Genomic DNA, 22,601 nt, shown 5'->3' on the forward strand with positions numbered 1-22,601 from the left:
GGGCCCGACGGAGGGAACCGCATGACCGAGCCCCGCACCACCCCGCCCCGGGCGACCCCGCCCACCGGCACGCCCGGCCCGCCGGCCGACGGCGTGCCCCCGGCGCCCGGTCCCGGAGACCGCGCCGTCACCGCTCCCCCCGCCCGCGCCCGGCGCCGCGGCCTCACGCTCCACGAGACGGTCCTCGTCGCCGTCCTGGGCGTCGTGTTCGGGTTCGTCTACTGGGCGTTCGTGCAGCTCTGGGCCCCGCTCCAGCTCGCCATGGGGCCCCTCGCGGACCTTGCCGCGAACGTGCTCGCGGGCGCGTGGATCGTCGTCGGCCCGCTCGCGACGTACATCGTGCGCAAGCCGGGCGTCGGCATCCTCACCGAGACGCTCGCGGCGCTCGTCGAGGTGGTCTTCCTCGCGTCGCCCGCGGGCCCGCTTCTCGTCCTCGTGGGGCTCGTCCAGGGGGTGGGCGCGGAGATCCCCTTCGCGCTGACCCGGTACCGCCGCTACGGCTGGTGGGTGTTCGTGGCGTCGGGCGTCAGCGCGGCGCTCGTCACCTACGCGTTCAACGCGGTCCGGTTCGGCTGGCTCGGGCAGGACTACGCGATGCTCCGGCTCGGCGTGCAGGTCGTCTCGTGCGTCGTGCTGTGCGGGATCGCGGCGCGCCTCCTCGGCGACGCCCTCGCCCGCACCGGCGCGCTCGACGCCTTCGCGATCGGCACGGACCGCCGTGGCTGAGGTGCGGGACGCCGCGACGGACGTCATGCCCGACACCGTGCCGGGCACCGTGCCGAGCGTCGCGCCGGACGCCGTCTCCGCCGTCGGCCTGACCGTCACCGTGGGCCACGACGCGGCGTGCGTGCTCGACGACCTCACCCTGACCGTGCCCGCCGGCACCGGGCTGCTCGTGCTCGGCCCCTCGGGCTGCGGGAAGTCCACGCTGCTGCGCGCGCTCGTCGGCGTCGTGCCCCACACGCTCCCGGGCACCGTCACGGGCGACCTGCGCGTGACGGGCGTCGACCCGCGCGCCACGACCCCCGCGGGGCTCGCCGCGCGCGTCGGCCTCGTCCAGCAGCGGCCGGGCGACCAGCTCTGCCTCGCCCGCGTCGACGAGGAGCTGCGGTTCGCGCTCGAGAACCGCGCGGCGGACCCGCGCACCATGGACGCCCGCGCCGCCACCGCTCTCGCCGCTGCCGGTGCGGGCCACCTGCACGACCGACCGACCCACGCGCTGTCCGGCGGCGAGGCGCAGCGCGTCGCCCTCGCGGCGGCGCTCGTCGCCGATCCCGAGCTCGTGGTCCTCGACGAGCCGACGGCGTTCCTCGACCCGGCCGCGGCGCACGAGGTGGGGACGCTCGTGGGCGGGCTCGTGCGGGCGCCCGGACCGGACCCGCACGACGCCCCCGGCCGGTCGGTCGTGCTCGTCGAGCACCGCCTCGACGACGTCGGGACGCTCCCGGACGCGACCCTCGTGCTCGACCGCACGGGCCGCGCCGTCGCGCACGGCCCCACGACCGCCGTCCTGCGCGCGCACGCCGCCACGCTCGCCGCGCTCGGGTGCTGGCTGCCGCTCGACGTCCGGCTCGAGCACGCCAGAGCCCCCGGCCCGCTCGGTGGGCCCGCGACCGACGCCTGGCTCGTCGACCTCGCGCGCACCGCAGACCCGCGCGCCTCGGACACCGGTCCGACGGCGCCCGGCCCGGTCGCCCTCCGTGCCCGTCGTCTCGCGGTGCACCGCGCCACGGCAGGCCGCCGACGGCGCGGGCGGGACGAGACAGCCGTGGTGCACGACGTCGACCTCGACGTCCGCGCGGGCGAGGTGCTCGCGGTGGTGGGGCCGAACGGCGGCGGCAAGTCCACCCTCCTGCGCGGGCTCGCGGGACTCGAACGGACCACGGGCGACGTGACGACGACGGCGGACGCGCCCGTCGCGATGGTGTTCCAGGACCCGGAGCACCAGCTCCTCGCGCGGACGGTGCGCGACGAGGTCGCCTGGTCGGCCCGCCTCGCGCGGCTCGACGACGTCGACGGGCGCGTCGCGCGCACCCTCGACGCCTTCGCCCTGACGCACCTCGCCGACGCCAACCCGTACCGGCTCTCCGGCGGCGAGCAACGGCGCCTGTCGCTCGCGACGGCGACGGTGCTCGACCCCCCCGTCCTCCTCGCCGACGAGCCCACGTCGGGGCTCGACCGCGCCCAGGCGGGCGCCGTCGCCCGCGCGCTGCGGCAGCGGGCCGACGCGGGCGGCGCGGTCGTCGTCGTCACGCACGACCTCGCGCTCGTCGCGGCGCTCGCCGACCGCGTCGCGGTGGTCGTCGGCGGCCGGCTCGTGGCGCTCGGCCCGGCCGCCACCGTGCTGGCCGACGACGCGCTGTGCCGGAGCGCGCGCCTGCGCCGCCCGCCCCTGCTCGCGTGGTGGGCCCGCACGGGACGCCGCCAGGGCGTCGACCCGGGCGCGCTCGTCCGCGCGCTCGACACGGCGGTCGACACGGCGGTCGACACGGCGGTCGACACCGCGGTCGACACCGCGGTCGACGCGGCCGCCACGGTCGTTCGCGACACCGCCGACGACGGCGCACCCGTCGGCGTAGACCCGCCCGGTGCGGGGCCGGGTGGCTCGACCGCCCACGCGCACGCCGCGGCCCTCACCCGCACGGAGGCCGCCCCGTGACCGCGCCGCGCAGCACGCCCCTCGGGCGCTGGAACCCGACGGTCAAGCTCGCGACCGTCCTCGTCGTGTCGACCTGCGCGCTCCTCGTCACCGACCCGTACACCCCCGCGATCGGGTGGCTGCTCACGGTCGGGGCGCTGCTGGTCGTGGGACGCGTCCCCGTCCGCACGCTCGCCCTGGCCCACGTGCCCTTCCTCGTCTTCGCGACGAGCCTGCTGGTCGTCAACGTCGCCACCCGGCCCGGCGGCGACCCGGTCGGCCTCGGCCCGGTCACCGTCGGCTCCGACGGCCTGACGATCGGCGCCGGGCTCGCCGTGCGCACGCTGCTCGTCGGCGCCCTGTCGCTCACGGTCGCGACGACGACCGACCCGGTGCGGCTCATGACGAGCCTGCACCAGCACGGGCGGCTGCCCCTGACGTGGACCTACGCGGTGCTCGCGGCCCACCGGCTGCTCGTCGAGCTCCCCGACGCCTGGCACACGATCCGCTGCGCCCAGGCCGTGCGCGACCCGCGCCGACGACGCGGCGCGCTCCCCCGGTCCCCCCGCGCGCTCGGCTCCGCGGCGTTCGCCCTCCTCGTCGGTGCCGTGCGCCGGTCCGAGCGCCTGACCGTCGCGCTCGAGTCACGGGGCCTGGGGTCCGGTCCGCGGACCACGTCGCGGCCCGTGCCGCTCGGCGTGCCCGACGTCGTCGCCGCGGTGGGCGTGCTGGCGGTCGCGGCGGCGGTGGTCGTCGCCGGGGTCCTCGGGGGGTGGGTCACCGGGCTGGGCGCGCTCACGGCGTGATCCCCGGTGGGACACGGGTCAGGCGGGCTCGACGACCGCACCCTCCGCGGGGACGCCCCGGTCCACGACGCGCGCCGAGCCGTCGCGGACGCGCTCGCGGAACCCCCGGAAGACCAGCGGCAGCCCGCGGGCGGCGAGCGCGTCCGCCGCATCCATGGCCTGCACGTGGACGTGCGGCTGCGTCGAGTTCCCCGAGCTCCCGCACCGGCCCAGCTCGTCACCGACCACGACGCGTCGGCCGGGCTCGACGGCCACCGACCCGGCGCGCAGGTGGGCGAGGACGACGAACGTGCCCGGCAGGTCGAGGGCCAGCACCACGTGGTTGCCCGCGAGCGCCGCGGCACCGCCGCGCGCTCGCGCCGCCTGCGTGAGCGCGTAGCCGAGCAGCGCGGTGGGTGAGCGACGGGCCTCGTGGTCGGGCTCGCCGTCGTGCACCGCGACGACGGTGCCCGCCGCGGGGGCGAGCACGGGCTGCCCGAACGCGACGAACCGTTCGGGCGGCTCGGTGCCCAGCGCGGTGCGCCAGTCGCGCACGACGGCGGTGCGTCGGCCCCGGACGGCGACGAAGTCGATCGCGTACGTGGTCGCGAACAGGTCGGTGCCGTGGCTCGGCACGCGCCGCGCGGGGCTGTTGCGCACGAGCCACGTCCCGTGGAACGGCAGGGCGAGCTCGACCGGTCGCGTCACGTCGCCCTCCCTCCCCGGTGCGGCGGGTCAGTCCCCCGCGGGCACGACGCGCGGGAAAAGGTCCTCGGCGGGCGGCTCCCACGTCGCGGCGTCGGCGTCGACCTGCTCCCCCGAGCGGATGTCCTTGACCTGGTCGGGCGAGCGCGTGCCGTCGTCCTCGACGCGCCCGGGGAACCAGACGAACGGGATGCCGCGCCGGTCGGCGTAGCGGATCTGCTTGCCGAACTTCGCGGCCGCGGGCGCCACCTCGACCGGCACCCCGCGGGCGCGCAGCGCGTGCGCGACGGCGTCGGAGGCGTCGCGCGTCTCCTCGCTCGTGACGGCCACGACGACGGCGCTCGGCACGGACCGCGTCGCGCGCACCAGGCCCGCGGAGAGCAGGCGCGACACGAGCCGGGACACGCCGATCGACAGGCCGACGCCGGGGTAGGTGTTCGCGCCGTCGGACGCGAGCGTGTCGTAGCGCCCGCCCGAGCAGATCGAGCCGAGCTGCTCGTGGCCCACGAGCACCGTCTCGTAGACGGACCCGGTGTAGTAGTCGAGGCCGCGTGCGATCTTGAGGTCGGCGACGACGACGCCCGGGGCGCGCACGCTCGCGGCCTCGATCAGCGCGCCGAGCTCGCCGAGCCCGGTCTCCAGCAGCTCGCTCTCCACGCCGTGCTCGGCCGCGAGCGCCCGCACGCGGTCGACCACGCCGGAGTCGCTCCCGCTGATGCCCGCGAGCGCGAGGCACGCCTGCGCCTGCTCGGGGGTCGTGCCCGCCTCGGACACGAGCAGCGCAGCGACCTTCTCGGGGCCGACCTTGTCGAGCTTGTCGATCTGGCGCAGGACGTCGTCCACCGCGTCGATGCCGAGCCCGCGGTAGAACCCCTCGGCGACCCGGCGGTTGTTCACGAGGACGCGGACCTCGGGCACGCCGATGTCGCGCAGCGCGCCCAGGGCCTCGGCCATGACGAGCGGCAGCTCGACCTCGTAGTGGTAGGGCAGCTCGCCCGCGCCGACGACGTCGACGTCGGCCTGGGTGAACTCGCGGAACCGCCCGTCCTGGGGGCGCTCGCCGCGCCACACCTTCTGGATCTGGTAGCGCTTGAAGGGGAACGCCAGGTGCCCGGCGTTCTCGAGCACGTAGCGCGCGAACGGGACGGTGAGGTCGAAGTGCAGGCCGAGCTGCTTGTCGCCGGCCGCACCCTTCCCGGCCGACCCGCCCACGGCGTCGTCCTGCGGCTCCTCCTGGAGCCTGCGCAGGACGTAGACCTCCTTCGACGTCTCCCCCTTGCGCAGGAGCTGGTCGAGCGGCTCGACCGCGCGCGTCTCGATCCCGGCGAACCCGTGCAGCTCGAACACCCGGCGCAGGGTGTCGAGGACGTGCTGCTCGACGATCCGACCGTCGGGGAGCCATTCGGGGAAACCGGAGAGAGGTGTGGGCCTGGCCATGGGTCAGATCTTCCCAGACGCCGGGACCGGCGACCGCATCGTCCGGACCACGGACCCGCGCTCAGCGGGCGAGGAAGGGGTTCGTCGCCAGCTCGCGCGCGACCGTCGTCGCCGCCCCGTGCCCCGGGAGCACGTCCCAGGCCGGGTCCAGGTGCGCGACGACGTCGCGCAGGGTGCGGGCCATCGTCGCGCCGTCCCCGCCCGGCAGGTCGGTCCGGCCGACGGAGCCCGCGAAGAGGACGTCGCCGCTGAGCACGAGGCCCGCTGCCGGCTCACCGACCAGGTAGAGCGTGGAGCCCTCGGTGTGCCCGGGCGCGCCGACCGCGCGCAGCGCGAGACCGCCCCAGCGCAGCACCTGCTCGCCGCCCGCGGGCACGTCGAACGTCTCGACGCGTCCCGGCTCGCGGTAGTCCTGCGGCCCGGCGCCGGCCGCCGCGAGCGCCGCGCCGAGCGGGCCGGACACGACGGCGCCCGCACGGGTCGCGTCGGGCCCGTCGTGCTTCCCGTGCTCCAGGCTCCCGAACGGGTCCGCGAGCCGGTACGCGTCCGCCGCGTGCAGCACGACGGGCACCCCGAAGCGGTCCGCGAGCGCCGCGGCGTCCCACGTGTGGTCCACGTGGCCGTGCGTCGCGAGCACCGCGCGCGGCACGAGGCCCGCCGCGCGGACGTGCGCGACGACGGCGTCCGCGACCCCCGCCCCTGCGTCGACCACGACGCAGTCGCCGCGCGGGGCGCTCACCACCGTGCAGTTCGTGCCGAAGACGGGGGCCACGACCACGTGCACGGCCGGCCCGGGGGCGTCCGGCCGGTCGTCGGCAGAGGGCGTCGGCGTCGTGCCACGAGGTCGGTCCACGAGGGCGAGGGTAGCCCTCGGCGGGGGTGCCGAGGCTGGTCGGGGCGGGCGCGGCGCGGGTTTCGGGCACCGGCGTCGATACCGGACCGTGACCTGCGTGCGGCAAATCCACCCGCCACCAGGGTTCTCGGTGCCTAGACTGTCCCGTACCGACCACGGCCGCACCGGGGTCGACCGTGCGCGCCGTCGCGGCGCCGGACGAAGGAGCTGGGGTGTCGACGAAGAGTCGCGAGCGCGAGCAGGCGCGTCGTCGTGAGGAGAAGTGGGACCGTCACGTGGCCCAGCTCCGCGCGAAGCGCCAGCGCACGTGGTCGATCGTGGGTGTCGTCGTCGCGCTCGTCGTGATCGGCGTCGCCGTCTGGTGGGCGCTCGCCGCCACCCAGGAGCCCGGCACCGACCCGGGCGGCGACACGGGCGGGGCGCCCTCCGGCGAGCACACCCTGCCCCCCGCGTCCGCCGCCGAGGGCCGCGACTGGACCACGACGCTCACCACGAGCGCGGGCGACCTCACGCTCACGCTCGACGGCGCGGCGGCCCCGCAGGCGGTCGCGAGCTTCGTGTCCCTCGCCGAGTCCGGGTACTTCGACGGCACGTCGTGCCACCGCCTGACGACCTCGGGCATCTACGTGCTCCAGTGCGGCGACCCGACGGGCACCGGCACGGGCGACCCGGGCTACAAGTTCGGCCCCGTCGAGAACGCCCCGACCGACGACGTCTACCCGGCCGGGACCGTCGCCATGGCCCGCCAGGGCGGGGACGCCGGCTCGATGGGCTCCCAGTTCTTCCTCGTCTACGAGGACTCGACCATCCCGTCCGACGCGGCGGCTGGTTACACGGTGTTCGGCACCATCACGTCCGGCCTGGACGTCGTCCAGGCAGTCGCTGACGCGGGGACGCAGGACGGATCCGGCGACGGGTCCCCCGCCACCCCGGTCACCATCGAAGGAGTTGAGACCCAGTGAGCGATCCCGCCCAGAACCAGGCGAGCGCACCGGCACCGGAGCCCGCGGAGGCGAGCGAGACCGGACGGGTCGACGCGACAGACGTGGAGCCGACGACCGAGGCCACCGAGGCCACCGAGGCCACCGAGGCCACCGACCAGGGTCCCGCTCCCGACGAGGCGGAGCCCGCCCCGGCCGCCGAGACGGACGACGCACCCGCCGCCGAGACGGAGGACGCGCCCGCGGCCGAGGCCGAGCAGGCCGACTCTCCTGCCGTCGACGCCGCGCCCGCCGCTGAGCCCGAGCAGACCGAGGCCCCCGCCGACCCCGTGGCGGACGCTCCGGCCGCCGACTCGGGCGACGACGCGCTCGCTGCCGAGGCCACGACGGAGGCGACGCCTGCCGAGGCGACCGCACCCGCGGAGGCGACCACGGACGCGGCGCCGCGGCCTGCGGCCCCGCGTCCCGGCCCGCGGCCCAAGCCGTCGGCCCTCCCGCACCCGCCGCGCAAGCCGGCCGCCCCCACCGCGGGCGCTCCGGCGGCAGCGGCCGTCGTGCCGGAGGTGCCCGCCGTCCCGGCGCTCGCCGACGACTCCGCCGCCGCCAAGGCCGCGGCCGCGTTCGGTCGCGTCGACGACGACGGCACGGTGTACGTCCGCGAGAGCGCCGGCGAGCGCTCCGTCGGTCAGTTCCCCGGCGTCGCCGCCGACGAGGCGCTCACGCTGTACGTGCGTCGCTACCTCGACCTCCAGGCGAAGGTCGCGCTGTTCGAGGCACGGCTGACGAGCACGGACCTGTCCGTCAAGGAGATCGACCAGACGATCGCCCGGCTCACCGAGGAGACCGCCGAGCCCTCCGCGGTCGGCGACCTCGACGGGCTCCGCGCGCAGGTCGAGTCGCTGCGCGGCGCCGCGGCCGAGCGCCGCGCGCAGCTCGAGGCGGAGCGCGCCGCGGCCAAGGCCGCGGCCCTCGAGGCCCGGACGGAGATCATCGAGGCCGCGGAGAAGATCGCCGCGACCGACCCGAGCCGCATGCAGTGGCGGCCCGCGGGCGAGGAGCTGCGGGGGCTGCTGGAGCGCTGGAAGGAGGCCCAGCGCTCGGGCCCGCGCATCGACCGCGCGAGCGAGGAGGCGCTGTGGAAGCGGTTCAGCCACGCGCGCACCGCGTTCGACCGCGAGCGTCGGCACTACTTCGCCGAGCTCGAGCAGCGCAACGCCTCCGCCAAGGCCGCCAAGGAGAAGCTGGTCGCGGAGGCCGAGGCGCTGTCGTCGAGCACCGACTGGGGCCCGACGGCGGGCGCGTACCGCGACCTCATGGCGCGCTGGAAGGCCGCGGGCCGGGCGAGCCGCAAGGACGACGACGCCCTGTGGGCCCGCTTCCGGGCCGCGCAGGACACGTTCTTCCAGGCGCGCGACGCGGTGAACTCCGCGACGGACGCCGAGTACGCGGCGAACCTCGAGGTGAAGGAGGCGCTGCTCACCGAGGCGGAGGCGCTCTTGCCCGTCAAGGACCTCGCCGCGGCCAAGGCGGCGCTGCGTGACCTCCAGGAGCGCTGGGAGGAGGCCGGACGCGTGCCGCGTGGTGACCTGCAGCGTGTCGAGGGCCGCCTGCGCGCCGTCGAGAACGCGGTCCGCGACGCCGAGCAGGCGCAGTGGACCCGGAGCAACCCCGAGACGCGCGCCCGCGCCGAGGGTGCGGCCGCGCAGCTCGAGGCCGCGATCGACGGGCTCGAGGCGGACCTCGCCGCCGCGCAGAGCCGCGGGGACGCGCGCGCCGTCAAGGAGGCCGAGACGGCGCTCGCCGCGCGGCGCTCCTGGCTCGAGCAGGTCGTCCGCGCCGCCGAGGACTCGCGCGGCTGACGCACGTCCCGCACGACCGGAGGGCCGGCGCTCGTCCACAGACGGGTGCCGGCCCTTCCGCGTCCCCGCCGCCGTGCGGCACGGTAGGGGCGTGCCCGCAGCCCCGACCGTGCCCGACCACGCCGTACCCGCTCGCCCCACGGGACTCGGCCCCGCGGCCGCGCTCGCGCGCCTGCTCCGGGTCGAGGAGCCGGAGGTGGGCCTGCTCGTCGCGCCGGAGGACGTCGGCGGGTCGGCCGCCTTCCAGGAGCTCGTCCGGAGCGGCGCCCTGCGTCGGCTGTGGGGCGACGTCGCCGCCCCGGCGAGCGTGCCCGTCACCCCCACGCTGCGCGCGCTCGCCGTCCGCGACCTCGTCCCGCGCGGCACGGTGCTCGCGGGCGCGGCGGCCGCGTGGGTGCTGTGCGGCTCCGCGCCGCCCCGCGTGCTCGACGTCGTCCACCCACCTGGTCGGCACCGGCCGCCGCCGCACCAGGGCCGGGCCGCGCGGCAGGCGCACGTGCTGCGCGACGAGACGAACCTCGTCGCGGGCGTGCTCGTGACGTCGGTGCTGCGGACCGCGCTCGACGTGGCCTCGCGCTGCGAGCCGGAGCAGGCGCTGAGCACCCTGCGTCGGCTGGAGGCTGTCTGCGGGCTCGACGCCCGCACGGCGGCGCGGTCGCTCGAGCTGCGCCACCGGTGGCCCGGCCGGGCGCAGGCACGACGCACGCTCGCGCTCCTGCTCGCCGGGACCGACGACCCGGTCTAGGTTGGTCGGCATGGCCGCAGCCACGACACCCCCCGTGGAGCTCGACGTCCGAGGACGGACCGTGCGCGTCACGAGCCCGGACCGCGTCGTCTTCCCCGCGCGCGGGCTCACGAAGCTGGACGTCGTGCAGTACTTCCTCGACGTGGGCGACGGCATCCTCGGTGCTCTGGTCGACCGCCCGACGACGCTCGAGCGCTGGCCCAAGGGCGTGTTCGAGGGCGCGCGCATGAGCACGCGCACGGACAACACCGGCGACGCGTTCTACCAGAAGCGCATCCCGAAGGGCGCGCCGGAGTGGGTGCAGACCGCGCGCATCGCGTTCCCGAGCGGACGCACGGCCGACGAGGTGTGCCCCACGGAGCTCGCCGTCGTCGCCTGGGCGGCCAACCTCGGCACGCTCACGTTCCACCCGTGGCCCGTGCGCGGCGGCGACGTCGAGGCGGTGGACCAGCTCCGCATCGACCTCGACCCCCAGCCGGGCACCGACTTCGACGACGCCGTGCGTGTCGCGCCGCACCTGCGCGAGGTCCTCGACGAGCTCGGCCTCCCCGGCTACCCCAAGACGTCGGGCGGCCGCGGGATCCACGTGTTCGTCCCGGTCGCGCCCGAGTGGGACTTCGTGGCCGCGCGCCGCGCGACGATCGCGATCGGTCGTGAGCTCGAACGCCGTCTGCCGGACCAGGTCACCACCAAGTGGTGGAAGGAGGAGCGCGGCGCCAAGATCTTCGTCGACTACAACCAGATGGCGCGCGACCGCACGATCGCGTCCGCCTACTCGATCCGCTCCAACCAGCGCGCGACGGTGTCCGCTCCCCTGCGCTGGGAGGAGCTCGGCGACGTCCACCCGGACGACTTCGACGTGCTGTCGATGCCCGCACGCTTCGCCGAGGTGGGCGACCTCTTCGCGCCCCTGCGCGCCGACCGGGAGGACCCGGGCGCGTCGCTCGAGCCCGCCCTGGAGCTGTCCCGGCGCGACGAGGCCGAGCACGGGCTCGGGGACCTCCCCTACCCGCCCGAGTACCCGAAGATGCCCGGCGAGCCCAAGCGCGTCCAGCCGAGCAAGGACCGGGACCGCGCGCGGGACTGACGCGGCGCGCGGGCTCGGCGACCAGCGCGGCGTCAGGCCACGCCGGGCGCCCCGGGCAGGATGCCCGTGAGGTCGTAGCGCACCGGCTCCTCGAGCTGCTCGTAGGTGCACGACCCCGGGTCGCGGTCCTCGCGCCAGCGCCGGAACTGCGCGGTGTGCCGGAACCGGGAGCCCTCCATGTGGTCGTAGGCGACCTCGAGCACGCGCTCCGGACGCAGCGGCGTGAACGACAGGTCCTTGCCCGAGCTCCAGCGCGACACCGCACCCGGCATCCGCTCCCCCGCGGGGTTCTCCCACCCGGACCAGGGGTGCGCGTCCGCGTCGGGCGTGCCCGGCTCGACGACGAGCGGCGCGAGCTCGGCGACCAGCGCGGCACGGCGCGCCGTCGGGAACGACGCGGCGACGCCGACGAACTGGAGCTGACCCGCGTCGTCGTACAGGCCGAGCAGGAGCGAGCCGAGCAGCGGCTTCGCGGGGGTCGACGTCTTGTGCAGGCGGTACCCCGCGAGCACGACGTCCGCCTCGCGGCCGTGCTTGATCTTGAGCATCGCGCGCTTGTTCGGCTGGTACGTGCCGTCGAGCGGCTTGGCGACGACGCCGTCCAGCCCAGCCCCCTCGAACGTGTCGAACCACTCCCGTGCCACCGCGACGTCGCGCGTGCGGGGCGTGGCGTGCACGGCCGGGCCGTCGAGGCCCAGGGAGTCGAGCACCTCCTGGCGACGTGCGAGCGGTGCGCGTGTGAGGTCCTCGTCGCCCAGCGCGAGCACGTCGAACACGACGAGCGCCGCGGGGGTCTGCTCCGCGAGCAGCCGCACGCGCGACGCGGCTGGGTGGATGCGCTGCTGGAGCACCTCGAACTCGAGACGCCCGTCGCGCGCGACGACGATCTCGCCGTCGACCACGCACCGGGGCGGCAGCGCCGCCCGCACCGCCTCGACGACCTCGGGGAAGTAGCGGTCCATGGGCCGCGCGTTCCTGCTGTCGAGCCGCACCTCGTCGCCGTCGCGGTACACGATCGCGCGGAAGCCGTCCCACTTCGGCTCGTACACGTACCCGCCGTCGACGGCGTCGGGCTCGGGCACGGCGGGCACGGACTTCGCGAGCATGGGCAGCACGGGAGGCATGACGGGCAGGTCCATGTGCCGATGCTGCCACCGGGTCTGCCGCCCTGCGCGGCGTGGTGGCTCGGTCGGCGTGCCGCCCGCGGGCTCAGGCGGGGAGCTGCGCCGTCTCGGCGGCCTTCGTCCCCGTGATGCGGTAGACGTCGAACACGCCGTCGACCTTGCGGACGGCGCTGAGGACCTGCGCGAGGTGCGCGGGCTCCGCCATCTCGAAGACGAAGCGCGACATCGCCACGCGGTCGTTCGAGGTCGAGACGGTCGCCGAGAGGATGTTCACGTGGTTGTCCGACAGGACGCGCGTCACGTCGGAGAGCAGGCGCGCACGGTCGAGCGCCTCGACCTGGATCTGCACGAGGAACATCGCGTTGCTGCCCGTGGTCCACGAGACGTCGACGATCCGCTCGGGCTGGTTGCGCAGCCCGACGACGTTCGCGCAGTCCGCGCGGTGCACGCTCACGCCCTGCCCGCGCGTGACGAACCCGATGATCTCGTCGCCCGGGACCGGGGTGCAGCACTTCGCGAGCTTGACCCAGATGTCGTCGACGCCCTTGACCATGACGCCCGGGTCCCCCGTGCGCACGCGGCGCGCGGTGTGCCCGGGACGGGCGGTCTCGGCGACGTCCTCGACCGTGCCCTCCTCGCCGCCCATCGCCTGGACGAGCTTGGAGACGACGTTCGCCGCCGACACCTGGCCCTCGCCGATCGCCGCATACAGCGCGGTGACGTCCGCGAAGCGGAGCTCGTTGGCGAGCGCGACGAGCGACTCGTGCGACAGCAGGCGCTGGATCGGCAGGTTCTGCTTGCGCATCGCCTTGGCGATCGCGTCCTTGCCGTGCTCGACGGCCTCCTCGCGACGCTCCTTGGAGAACCACTGCCGGATCTTGTTGCGTGCCCGCGGGCTCTTGACGAACGCGAGCCAGTCGCGGCTGGGCCCCGCGTTCTCGGACTTCGAGGTGAGGACGTCGACCGAGTCGCCGTTCTCGAGCGTCGAGTCGAGCGGGACGAGCCGGCCGTTGACCCGCGCACCCATGGTCCGGTGCCCGACCTCGGTGTGCACCGCGTAGGCGAAGTCGACCGGCGTCGAGCCCGCCGGCAGCGCCATGACGTCGCCCTTGGGGGTGAAGACGTAGACCTCCGCGCCGCCGATCTCGAAGCGCAGGGAGTCGAGGAACTCGGCCGGGTCGGCCGTCTCGCGCTGCCAGTCCACGAGCTGGCGCAGCCACCGCATGTCGTTGGCCGCGGCGTCGTCCTTGGCCGTCTTGCCGCCCGACTTCGCGGTCTCCTTGTACTTCCAGTGCGCCGCGACGCCGTACTCCGCGCGCCGGTGCATCTCGTGCGTGCGGATCTGGATCTCGACCGGCTTGCCGCCCGGCCCGATGACCGTCGTGTGCAGCGACTGGTACATGTTGAACTTCGGCATCGCGATGTAGTCCTTGAACCGCCCCGGCACGGGGTTCCACCGCGCGTGCAGCGCGCCGAGCGCCGCGTAGCAGTCCCGGACGCTGTCCACCAGGACGCGCGCGCCGACGAGGTCGTAGATCTCCGCGAAGTCGTGGCCGCGCACGATCATCTTCTGGTAGATCGAGTAGTAGTGCTTCGGACGGCCGGTGACGGTCGCCTTGATCTTCGCGCTCCGCAGGTCGGCCGTGACCTGCTCGCGCACGACGGCCAGGTACTCCTCGCGCGCGGGCGCGCGCTCGGCGACGAGGTGGACGATCTCGTCGTACACCTTGGGGTACAGGGCCTGGAAGGACAGGTCCTCGAGCTCCCACTTGATCGTGTTCATGCCGAGGCGGTGGGCGAGCGGCGCGTAGATCTCGAGGGTCTCGCGCGCCTTGCGCCCCGCCGACGACGACGACACGTACTTCCAGGTGCGGGCGTTGTGCAGGCGGTCGGCGAGCTTGATGACGAGCACGCGGATGTCGCGCGCCATGGCGACGACCATCTTGCGCACCGTCTCGGCCTGCGCCGCGTCGCCGTACGTCACCTTGTCGAGCTTGGTCACGCCGTCGACGAGCATGGCGATCTCCTCGCCGTACTCCTCGGTGAGCTGCGCGAGCGAGTAGTCGGTGTCCTCGACCGTGTCGTGCAGCAGCGCGGCGGCGAGCGTCGACCCGTCGAACCCGAGCTCGGCGAGGATCGTCGCGACCGCGACGGGGTGCGTGATGTACGGGTCGCCGCTCTTGCGCAGCTGGCCGCGGTGGGCGCGCTCGGCGGTCTCGTAGGCGCGCTCGATGACGCTGAGGTCCGTGCGGGGGTGGTTGGTGCGGACCGCCTGGAGCACCGGCTCGAGCGCCGGGCTGCCCGCGTTGGGGCGCGCGCCGAAGCGCACGAGGCGGGAGCGGACGCCGCGCCCGCCCGAGCCACCGGTGCCGGAGGTCGGGGCGCCCGCGCGCTCAGGAGCGCGCGACGTCCGGGTGTTCTCGCTCATGCGCGCCTCCTTCCGCAGGGCGGCGGCCACCGGCACGATACCGGCGACCAGCCGAGACGACCGGAGTGGCAATCCTACGACTCGACGTGGACCAGCGTGGCCACCTCGCGGCCCGCGAGCCGCTCGCGGCCTCCCAGACCCTCGAGCTCGAGGAGGAACGCCAGGCCCACCACGGCGCCTCCCCCGCGCTCGACGAGCTCGGCGCCCGCGGCCGCCGTGCCCCCGGTCGCGAGCACGTCGTCCACCACGAGAACACGCGCACCCGGGGGCAGTGTTCCCGACCGGAGCTCGATCGTCGCGGTGCCGTACTCGAGGTCGTAGGTGACGGTGTCCGTCGGCGGCGGGAGCTTGCCCGCCTTGCGCAGCGGCACGAACCCCACGCCGAGGTGCGTCGCGAGCGGCGCCCCGATGAGGAAGCCGCGCGCCTCCATGCCCGCGACGAGGTCGACCCCGCCCGCGGCGCGCGCCACGTCGCCGAGCGCCTCGACCACGTGGCCGAAGGCGTCGCCGTCGGCCAGCAGGCCGGTGATGTCCCGGAAGACGATCCCCGGCCCCGGGTAGTCCGGGACGGCGCGGACGAGCTCGAGCACGCGCGAGGCGCGCTCCGGGCCGAGGCCGGCGAGGTGGACGGCGCGCAGGCCGCCCGCCTCGCCGGCCGGCACGTGACCGGGTGCCGTCATCGGGGACGACGGCGGCGCGGCTGCGCCTTGTTGCCCTGGTGCGCGCCCGGCTGGAGCTGGCGGTGCCCCGCCCCGACGCCGGCCGCCGCGAGCGCGGCGTCCTCCTCGTCGCCCGCGACCTCGGCCCGCTCCGCGCGCAGCGCGAGGACCTTGGCCGTGTGCGCCTGGATGGGCTTCTCGCGCTCGCGCAGCGCGACCTCGAGCGGCGTCGCGAGATACACCGACGAGTACGCGCCGACGGCCATGCCGACGAACAGCGCGAGCGCGATGTCGCGCAGCGTGCCCGCGCCGAGGAGGAACGCCCCGATGAAGAGGATGCCCGCGACGGGGAGCAACGCGACGACGGACGTGTTGATCGAGCGCACGAGCGTCTGGTTGATCGCGAGGTTCGCCCGCTCGGCGTACGTGCTGCGGGTCTGGTCGAGCACGCCCGCGGTGTTCTCGCGCACCTTGTCGAAGACCACGACCGTGTCGTAGATCGAGTACGCGAGGATCGTCAGGAGCCCGATCACCGTCGCAGGCGTGATCTCCCAGCCGATCGCCGCGTAGATGCCCACGGTGACGATCAGGTCGTGGAACAGGGCGATGACCGCGGCGAGCGCCATGCGCCAGTTCCGGAAGTAGATCGTCATGACCAGGCTCACGAGGAGCAGGAAGACGACGAGGCCGACGATCGCCTTCTGGGAGACGTCCTTGCCCCAGGTCGGGCCGATGTACGAGCTCGTCACCTCCCCCTCGGACACGTCGTACGCGCTCGCGAGCTCGACGGCGACCTGCTCGACCTGCGCGTTGCTGAGCTCCGCCGTCTGCACCCGCACGGTGCTGGAGCCCACCGAGGTGACGCGCGGCACCTCCTCGGGGGCGACCGCCGCGACGGCGTCGAGCGCGGGCTGCTGCGAGGTGTCGGAGACGCCGGAGACGGTGAACTCCGACCCGCCGCGGAACTCGATGCCGAGGTTGAGCCCGTCACCGGCGACCCGGACCCCGATGATGCCGAGGGACAGGACGACCAGGACGAGCGCCACCACGAAGTAGGCACGTCGCTTGGCGACGATGGCGTAGGACCGGCGACCGGTGTACAGGTCGTTGCCCCACTGGGCGAAACCGCTGGCCATCAGTGCTTCTCCTCGTTCTCGTCGCCTGCCGCGTCAGCGGCCGGGGACCCGTCGTCGCCGTCCGCGGAGGCGGCGGCTCGCCGCTCGGCCGCGCGGCGCTCCGCGATGGTCATGCGCGGACCGTCGGACCGGCCCACGCCGGCGCCGACCGTCTCCCGCACGGGCGCCGCGCGCTCGGGCGTCGGGGCGTCCTGCACGGGCGCGTCCTCGACGACGGCGTCGCCGGCCGCGGGGGCCGTCGACGTCGCGCCGACGACACGACCGCGACCTGCGTACCGCGGACCGCGCACACCGAGGCGCCGCGGGTCGAGCCCCGAGGCCGGGTGGCCGTTCGCGAAGAACTTGGTCCGGGCGAGGAGCTGCATGAGCGGGTGGGTGAACAGGAACACCACGATGAGGTCGACCAGGGTGGTCAGGCCCAGCGTGAACGCGAAGCCGCGCACGCCGCCGACGGCCAGGTAGTACAGCACCACCGCGGCGACGAAGTTCACCGCGTCCGAGGCGAGGATCGTGCGGCGGGCGCGCTGCCAGCCCTTCTCCACCGCGGAGTTCAGCGTCCGGCCGTCGCGCAGCTCGTCGCGGATGCGTTCGAAGTACACGATGAACGAGTCCGCGGTGATACCGATCGCGACGATGAGCCCCGCGACGCCGGCGAGCGACAGGCGGTACCCGATCGTCCACGAGAGCACCGAGATCACGCCGAACGTCACGACGGCCGCGATGCCGAGCGACGCGACGGTGACCAGGCCGAGCACGCGGTACTGGAAGAGCGAGTAGATGACGACCAGCAGCAGGCCGATCGCGCCCGCGAGCAGACCCTTCTCGAGCTGCTCGGAGCCGAGCGTCGCCGAGATCTGCTCCTGGCTCTGCACCTCGAACGTCAGGGGCAGCGAGCCGAAGTTGAGCTGGTTCGCGAGGGTCGCCGCGCTGTCGCGCGTGAAGCTGCCCGAGATCTCGGCCTTGCCGTCCGGGATCGGCGTCTGCGACACGGGCGCGGAGATGACGAGGCCGTCGAGGACCATCGCGAACTGGTTCTGCGGCGACGGGAGCGACGTGAGACGCGTCGTGACGTCACGGAAGGCCTTGGTGCCCTCGGAGTCGAACTCGATGTTGACGACCCACTCGTTGGTGACGACGCCGTTCTGCCCGACGCGCAGGCCGGAGCTCGCGTTCGAGATGTCGGTGCCCTCGATCTCGACCGGGCCCAGGATGTACTTGGCCGTGCCGTCGTCGGCGCACGAGACGAACGCGCTGTCGGTCGGGCCGCTGTCGCCGCCCACGAGGTTCTCGGGGAGCGTGCAGTCGAGCGCGTCGAACTGCGCCTGCAGCTCTGGCGTGATCTGCGCGAGGTCGCTCGGGTTCTCCGGGCGGGTCGTCTCCGGCGCCGGGTCTGTCGTGGCGCCGTCTGCCGGGGCGTCCGTCGCTGCGTCGGCCGCGGGGTCCGTGCCGTCCTCGGCCGCGGGGTCCGTGCCGTCCTCGGCCGCGGGGTCCGTCGCGCCGTCGGTGGCCGCGTCCGCGGACTCCGTCGCGTCCGGGGCGTCCTCGGCCGTGGCGTCCTCGCCCGCGGCCGGGTCGGTGGACTCGTCGGCGGGCGTCGCCGTCGGCATGCCGACGGACAGCACCGGGCGGAAGCGCATCTGGGCCGAGGTGCTGACGAGGTCGATCGTCTCCTGGGACGGCTGCCCCGGGATCCCGACGACGATGTTGTTACGACCCTGGCTCGTGATCTCCGCCTCGGAGACACCCTGCGCGTCGATGCGCTGGCGGATGACGTTGATCGCCTGGTTGATGTCCTCGGCCGTCGGCTGCGAGCCGTCGGTGGTGACGGGCCGCAGGATGATCTGCGTGCCACCCTCGAGATCGAGCGCGAGGCCCGGGGTGAGGCTCGCCCCGCCCGGGTTGTCCTCGGTCTTCGGGTCGAGCTTCGTGCCCGCGAAGAGGGACCCGAAGAGGACGACGATGAGGATTCCCAGGGTGACGAGGGTCCGTACGGGCCTCGCTCGTGTGCTGCTGGTGGCCAACTGTCCGTCTCTTCTCGTGCGTGTGCGGTGGGCCTCGCGGCCCACCGCGTCAGGCCGGTCGCGGCAGCGACCGGCATAGGGTCACTTGATGTCGGTGCCGTCGTCCCGGCGTCCGCGGTCCTTCTCCGACCGGTCGTCGGTCAGACCGGAGAGGTCGTCGGGCACGACGAGGTCGTCGACGTCGCCCTTCGTGGTGGTCCCCGCGTCGGCGCCGGCGGTGCCGTACTCGGCCGCGTCCTCGGACGCGTCGTCCGCCGTCGTCTCCTCGGTCTCCTCGACCGGGGGCTCGACGAGCTTGGCGATCGCGGCGCGCAGCCACCGGGACTGGTTGCCCGGCGTCGACTCGATGGTGATGACGTCGGCCTCGTCGTCGACGTCGACGACCGTGCCGAACATGCCCGAGCCCGTCATCACCTCCTGCCCGGGGGCGAGGGTCGCCCGGAAGTTCTGGGCCTCGCGCTGCTGCTTGCGGGTGCGGCTGGTCATGAGGAACATCGCACCCGCCGCGAGGGCGAGGATGAGGATGAAGCTGATATCCATGACGGAGTCTCGTGTCCTGTTCTGTGCGGGATCTGCGCGCAGTCTAGGCGTGCGCGCACGGTTCACCAACGAGCCGTCTCGCCGCGGAGTTCCGCCCGCTCGGGTCCCGACCATTCTAGGACCACCCGCGGAGAGCCTGTGACCGCCGTCACGGAGCGCTCCGGCGGCCCCGTGACCTCCGGCGTCGCCTCAGGCGTCGAAGAGCGTGCCGCCCTCGCGCGGCGGGGTGAGCCCGAGGTGCGCCCAGGCGGCCGGGGTCGCGACGCGGCCTCGCGGCGTCCGCCCGATCAGGCCCTCGCGCACGAGGTACGGCTCGGCGACCGTCTCGACGGTCTCCGCCTCCTCGCCCACCGTCACCGCGAGCGTCGTCAGGCCCACGGGACCGCCGTTGAAGCGCGTGCACAGCGCGGTGAGCACCGCCCGGTCGAGCCGGTCCAGGCCGATCGGGTCCACCTCGTAGACCTCGAGCGCCGCGCGCGCGGCCGCGAGGTCCATCGTCCCGTCGCCCCGCACCTGCGCCCAGTCGCGCACGCGCCGCAGCAGGCGGTTCGCGATGCGGGGCGTGCCGCGCGAGCGGCCCGCGATCTCACGGGCGGCCTCCGGGTCGAGCGCGACGCCGAGCAGGCCGGCCGAGCGCGTCAGCACGCGCTCGAGCTCGTCGCCCGAGTAGAAGTCCAGGTGCCCGGTGAAGCCGAACCGGTCGCGCAGCGGCGCGGGCAGGAGCCCTGCGCGCGTCGTCGCACCGACCGCCGTGAACGGCGGCAGCGAGAGCGGGATGGCGCTCGCCCCGGCCCCCTTGCCCACGACGACGTCGACGCGGAAGTCCTCCATCGCCATGTAGAGGAGCTCCTCGGCCGGTCGCGCGAGCCGGTGGATCTCGTCGATGAACAGGACCTCGCCCTCCTCGAGCGAGGACAGCACCGCCGCGAGGTCGCCGGCGTGCTGGATCGCGGGCCCGGACGTCACCCGCAGCGACGTGCCGAGCTCCGCGGCGATGATCATGGCGAGCGTCGTCTTGCCGAGCCCGGGCGGGCCCGACAGGAGCACGTGGTCGGGCGCGCTCCCCCGCACGAGCGCCGCCTGGAGCACGAGCGACAGCTGGTCGCGCACGACGGCCTGGCCGACGAACTCCTCCAGCCGGCGCGGGCGCAGCGCGGCCTCGGCCGCGCGCTCGAGGTCGTCCGCGCCCGCCGCGACGATGCGCTCCGACGAGAACGTGCCGTCCCCGCCGAGGTCGTCGAGACCCACCTGGTCGAAGGTCGCCATCGTCAGCTCCTCGGCCCGCCGAGAACCCGCAGCGCGGCGCGCAGCGCACCCGCCACGTCGGGCGCCTCGACGACGTCGACGCCCGCCTCGGCGAGCACGGTGGACACCGCGTCGTCCGCGGCCTTGAGGTTCCAGCCGAGCCCGACGAGCGCCTCGACCACCTGGTCGCGGCGGTCGTCCGGACGCGCCGCCGCCGAGGCGGTCGACCCCGCCTCGGGGGCGTCGGAGCCCGTGGGCGGGCCGAGCTTGTCGCCGAGCTCGAGCGCGATGCGCTGCGCACCCTTGTTGCCGATGCCGGGGACGCGCACGAGCGCGGCGATGTCGGCACCCGCGACCGCACGGCGCAGGCCGTCTGGGGTGTGCACGGCGAGCATCGCGAGCGCGAGGCGCGGACCGACGCCGCTCACGGTCTGGACGGTCTCGAAGACGGCACGCTCGTCGTCGTCGGCGAAGCCGTAGAGGGTGAACGAGTCCTCGCGCACGACGAGGCTCGTCGCGAGGCGCGCCGTCTCCCCGACGCGCAGGGCGGCGAGCGTGGCGGGCGTGGCGTGGACGAGGTACCCCACTCCTCCGACCTCGAGCACGGCGCGGTCGAGCTGGACGCTCGCCACGACACCGCTCAGGGACGCGATCACGCAGGCTCCTCTCCCGGCCGGCACCGCCGACCTGGTCCGATGGTCCGCCGGCCCGAGGACCGCCGTCGGGCCGCGCGCCGAGGGGCGCGTCGAACACCCGTACGACCGCGGTCACTCTAGCAAGGGCCGCCCACCCGCCGACCGACCGACACGGACCACCGGCGCGACCACCGCCACGGCCGCCTCTAGCGCGGCGCGCGGCGTCCCTTCGCCGCGTGCTCCGCGGCCGCCCAGGCGCGCTGCGCCGGCGTCAGCTCGTGCCGCTCGCCACCCTGCAGGGCGCCCGCCGGGCGCCACAGGTGGCAGATCGCGAGCGCGAGCGCGTCCGCCGCGTCCGCGGGCTTCGGCGGCTCCGCCAGGCCGAGGATGCTCGCGACCATGCGCTGGACCTGCTCCTTGCCGGCGCGTCCGCTCCCCGTGACCGCGGCCTTGACCTCCGACGGCGTGTGCAGCGCGACGGGGACGCCCCGCTTCGCCGCCCCGACCATCGCGATCCCCGCGGCCTGCGCGGTGCCCATGACCGTCCCGACGTTGTGCTGCGCGAACACGCGCTCGACCGCGACGACGTCGGGCACGTGCTCGTCGAGCCATGCGTCGAGCCGCTCCGCGACCCGCAGCAGCCGCAGGTCCACGCTCAGCTCCGGGTCCGTCCGGATCACCCCGACGGCGACGAGCTCGGCCCGCCGCCCCCGCGCGGAGTCCACCACCCCGACACCGCACCGGGTCAGCCCAGGATCCACTCCGAGAACGCGCACGCCAGTACCCTCCCACGACCCGACCACGGAAGCCGTCCGCCTCGCGGGCCGCAGACCATGGCGAGCCGATACCGGCGGGGCGGGTGAGGTGCGCGCGGTCGTGGCGGGCCTGGCGGGAGCGGCGCGAGGCACGAGCGCCGCGGATGGTAGACCGCGCGCACCTCACCCGCCCCGCCACCCAGGGGGACCACGCCGTCGGTCTCGGCGACCGAACCGACGGGATCAGTCGTCGTTCTCGAGCTCCGCCATGACCTCGTCCGACGCGTCGAAGTTGGCGTAGACGTTCTGCACGTCGTCGCTGTCCTCGAGCGCGTCGATGAGGCGCAGGATCTTGCGCGCGCCCTCGGCGTCGACCTCGACCTCCATGGACGGGTGCCAGATCGAGTCGGCGGAGTCGTACTCGATCCCCGCCTCCTGGATGGCGCTGCGCACGGCGACGAGGTCGCTCGCCTCGGACAGCACCTCGATGACCTCGCCGGAGTCGGTGACCTCCTCGGCCCCCGCCTCGAGCGCGGCGAGCATGACGTCGTCCTCGGTCACGCCGTCCGCCTTCGGCACGACGACGAGGCCCTTGCGCGAGAAGAGGTAGGACACGGAGCCCGGGTCGGCGAGGTTGCCGCCGTTGCGGCTGAACGCGAGGCGGACCTCGGAGGCCGCGCGGTTCTTGTTGTCGGTGAGGCACTCGACCAGGACGGCGATGCCGTTCGGACCGTAGCCCTCGTACATGATCGTCTGGTAGTCGACGGCGTCGGCGCCCGTGCCCGACCCGCGCTTGACGGCGCGGTCGATGTTGTCGTTGGGGACCGACGACTTCTTCGCCTTCTGGATGGCGTCGAACAGCGTCGGGTTGCCCGCGGGGTCACCGCCGCCCGTGCGCGCCGCGACCTCGATGTTCTTGATGAGCTTCGCGAAGAGCTTGCCGCGCTTGGCGTCGATGGCCGCCTTCTTGTGCTTGGTCGTGGCCCACTTGGAGTGCCCTGACATGCG

At 74.9% G+C, this 22,601-nt stretch carries 20 protein-coding genes; 7 read left to right on the plus strand and 13 right to left on the minus strand.

The genetic code is table 11. The features are described from left to right. The first annotated feature begins 21 nt into the window (after positions 1–21). From AC3WT4_RS04965 to AC3WT4_RS04975, 3 genes are read left to right on the plus strand one after another with little or no spacing between them, the layout of a single operon-like run. The gene (locus AC3WT4_RS04965; RefSeq protein ID WP_108046705.1) at positions 22–726 is read left to right on the plus strand and encodes an ECF transporter S component; all 705 of its coding nucleotides are present in this window, start codon (positions 22–24) and stop codon (positions 724–726) included. Continuing rightward, entirely contained in the window at positions 719–2,659 is a 1,941-nt protein-coding gene (locus AC3WT4_RS04970) for an ABC transporter ATP-binding protein (protein WP_492314877.1), read from the plus strand. The genes AC3WT4_RS04965 and AC3WT4_RS04970 overlap by 8 nt, the downstream gene beginning before the upstream one ends. Then, a complete protein-coding gene (locus AC3WT4_RS04975) occupies positions 2,656–3,444 on the plus strand; it encodes an energy-coupling factor transporter transmembrane component T family protein (protein ID WP_257416775.1) in 789 nt (262 codons plus the stop codon). Before AC3WT4_RS04970 ends, AC3WT4_RS04975 begins: the two co-directional genes overlap by 4 nt. Before the next feature lie 18 nt (positions 3,445–3,462). Here AC3WT4_RS04975 and AC3WT4_RS04980 read toward each other — a convergent pair whose 3' ends face one another. From AC3WT4_RS04980 to AC3WT4_RS04990, 3 genes are all read right to left on the minus strand, one after another. Continuing rightward, positions 3,463–4,131 (minus strand): M23 family metallopeptidase, encoded by a 669-nt coding sequence (locus tag AC3WT4_RS04980; protein ID WP_492314878.1) that lies wholly within the window; start codon positions 4,129–4,131, stop codon positions 3,463–3,465. Positions 4,132–4,158: 27 nt separating this feature from the next. Beyond that, entirely contained in the window at positions 4,159–5,565 is a 1,407-nt protein-coding gene (gene hisS / locus AC3WT4_RS04985; RefSeq protein ID WP_492314879.1) for a histidine--tRNA ligase, read from the minus strand. Positions 5,566–5,626: 61 nt separating this feature from the next. Then, positions 5,627–6,418 (minus strand): MBL fold metallo-hydrolase, encoded by a 792-nt coding sequence (locus tag AC3WT4_RS04990; protein ID WP_492314880.1) that lies wholly within the window; start codon positions 6,416–6,418, stop codon positions 5,627–5,629. Between the two features lie 212 nt (positions 6,419–6,630). On the opposite strand from AC3WT4_RS04990, the gene AC3WT4_RS04995 reads away from it, so the two are divergent. The 4 genes from AC3WT4_RS04995 (at position 6,631) to ligD (ending at position 11,050) form a co-directional block, all read left to right on the plus strand. After that, the gene (locus AC3WT4_RS04995) at positions 6,631–7,380 is read left to right on the plus strand and encodes a peptidylprolyl isomerase (RefSeq protein WP_492314881.1); all 750 of its coding nucleotides are present in this window, start codon (positions 6,631–6,633) and stop codon (positions 7,378–7,380) included. Further along, entirely contained in the window at positions 7,377–9,218 is a 1,842-nt protein-coding gene (locus tag AC3WT4_RS05000) for a DUF349 domain-containing protein (protein ID WP_492314882.1), read from the plus strand. Before AC3WT4_RS04995 ends, AC3WT4_RS05000 begins: the two co-directional genes overlap by 4 nt. Positions 9,219–9,309: 91 nt before the next feature. Further along, the gene (locus tag AC3WT4_RS05005) at positions 9,310–9,963 is read left to right on the plus strand and encodes a hypothetical protein (RefSeq protein ID WP_492314883.1); all 654 of its coding nucleotides are present in this window, start codon (positions 9,310–9,312) and stop codon (positions 9,961–9,963) included. 10 nt (positions 9,964–9,973) lie between these two features. After that, positions 9,974–11,050 (plus strand): non-homologous end-joining DNA ligase, encoded by a 1,077-nt coding sequence (ligD, locus tag AC3WT4_RS05010; protein ID WP_074807191.1) that lies wholly within the window; start codon positions 9,974–9,976, stop codon positions 11,048–11,050. A 32-nt stretch (positions 11,051–11,082) separates the two neighbouring features. On the opposite strand, the gene AC3WT4_RS05015 is transcribed toward ligD, so the two are convergent. From AC3WT4_RS05015 to AC3WT4_RS05060, 10 genes are all read right to left on the minus strand, one after another. Beyond that, on the minus strand, positions 11,083–12,189 hold the full coding sequence (locus AC3WT4_RS05015; RefSeq protein ID WP_074806217.1) for an ATP-dependent DNA ligase: 1,107 nt from the start codon (positions 12,187–12,189) through the stop codon (positions 11,083–11,085). A gap of 70 nt (positions 12,190–12,259) precedes the next feature. Then, on the minus strand, positions 12,260–14,602 hold the full coding sequence (locus AC3WT4_RS05020; protein ID WP_074807188.1) for a RelA/SpoT family protein: 2,343 nt from the start codon (positions 14,600–14,602) through the stop codon (positions 12,260–12,262). A gap of 74 nt (positions 14,603–14,676) precedes the next feature. After that, positions 14,677–15,282, minus strand: a complete 606-nt coding sequence (locus AC3WT4_RS05025) for an adenine phosphoribosyltransferase (protein WP_083385033.1) — start codon at positions 15,280–15,282, stop codon at positions 14,677–14,679. Continuing rightward, positions 15,279–16,397, minus strand: a complete 1,119-nt coding sequence (secF, locus tag AC3WT4_RS05030) for a protein translocase subunit SecF (RefSeq protein ID WP_074806214.1) — start codon at positions 16,395–16,397, stop codon at positions 15,279–15,281. Before secF ends, AC3WT4_RS05025 begins: the two co-directional genes overlap by 4 nt. Continuing rightward, complete coding sequence (secD, locus tag AC3WT4_RS05035) at positions 16,397–18,418, minus strand: protein translocase subunit SecD (RefSeq protein WP_492314884.1); 2,022 nt, start codon at positions 18,416–18,418, stop codon at positions 16,397–16,399. Before secD ends, secF begins: the two co-directional genes overlap by 1 nt. Positions 18,419–18,499: 81 nt before the next feature. Continuing rightward, positions 18,500–18,958 (minus strand): preprotein translocase subunit YajC, encoded by a 459-nt coding sequence (gene yajC, locus AC3WT4_RS05040; protein WP_021483634.1) that lies wholly within the window; start codon positions 18,956–18,958, stop codon positions 18,500–18,502. Positions 18,959–19,147: 189 nt separating this feature from the next. Beyond that, entirely contained in the window at positions 19,148–20,224 is a 1,077-nt protein-coding gene (gene ruvB / locus AC3WT4_RS05045; RefSeq protein ID WP_492314885.1) for a Holliday junction branch migration DNA helicase RuvB, read from the minus strand. A gap of 2 nt (positions 20,225–20,226) precedes the next feature. Continuing rightward, positions 20,227–20,859: a Holliday junction branch migration protein RuvA gene (gene ruvA, locus AC3WT4_RS05050; protein WP_400109485.1), complete on the minus strand. Its 633-nt coding sequence runs from the start codon at positions 20,857–20,859 to the stop codon at positions 20,227–20,229. 185 nt (positions 20,860–21,044) lie between these two features. Beyond that, complete coding sequence (gene ruvC, locus AC3WT4_RS05055) at positions 21,045–21,614, minus strand: crossover junction endodeoxyribonuclease RuvC (RefSeq protein WP_074806198.1); 570 nt, start codon at positions 21,612–21,614, stop codon at positions 21,045–21,047. Positions 21,615–21,836: 222 nt separating this feature from the next. Further along, the gene (locus AC3WT4_RS05060) at positions 21,837–22,598 is read right to left on the minus strand and encodes a YebC/PmpR family DNA-binding transcriptional regulator (protein ID WP_053370897.1); all 762 of its coding nucleotides are present in this window, start codon (positions 22,596–22,598) and stop codon (positions 21,837–21,839) included. Between the last annotated feature and the right edge of the window lie 3 nt (positions 22,599–22,601).

The organism is Cellulosimicrobium sp. EB106-03-01-XG111 (genome assembly GCF_058792115.1).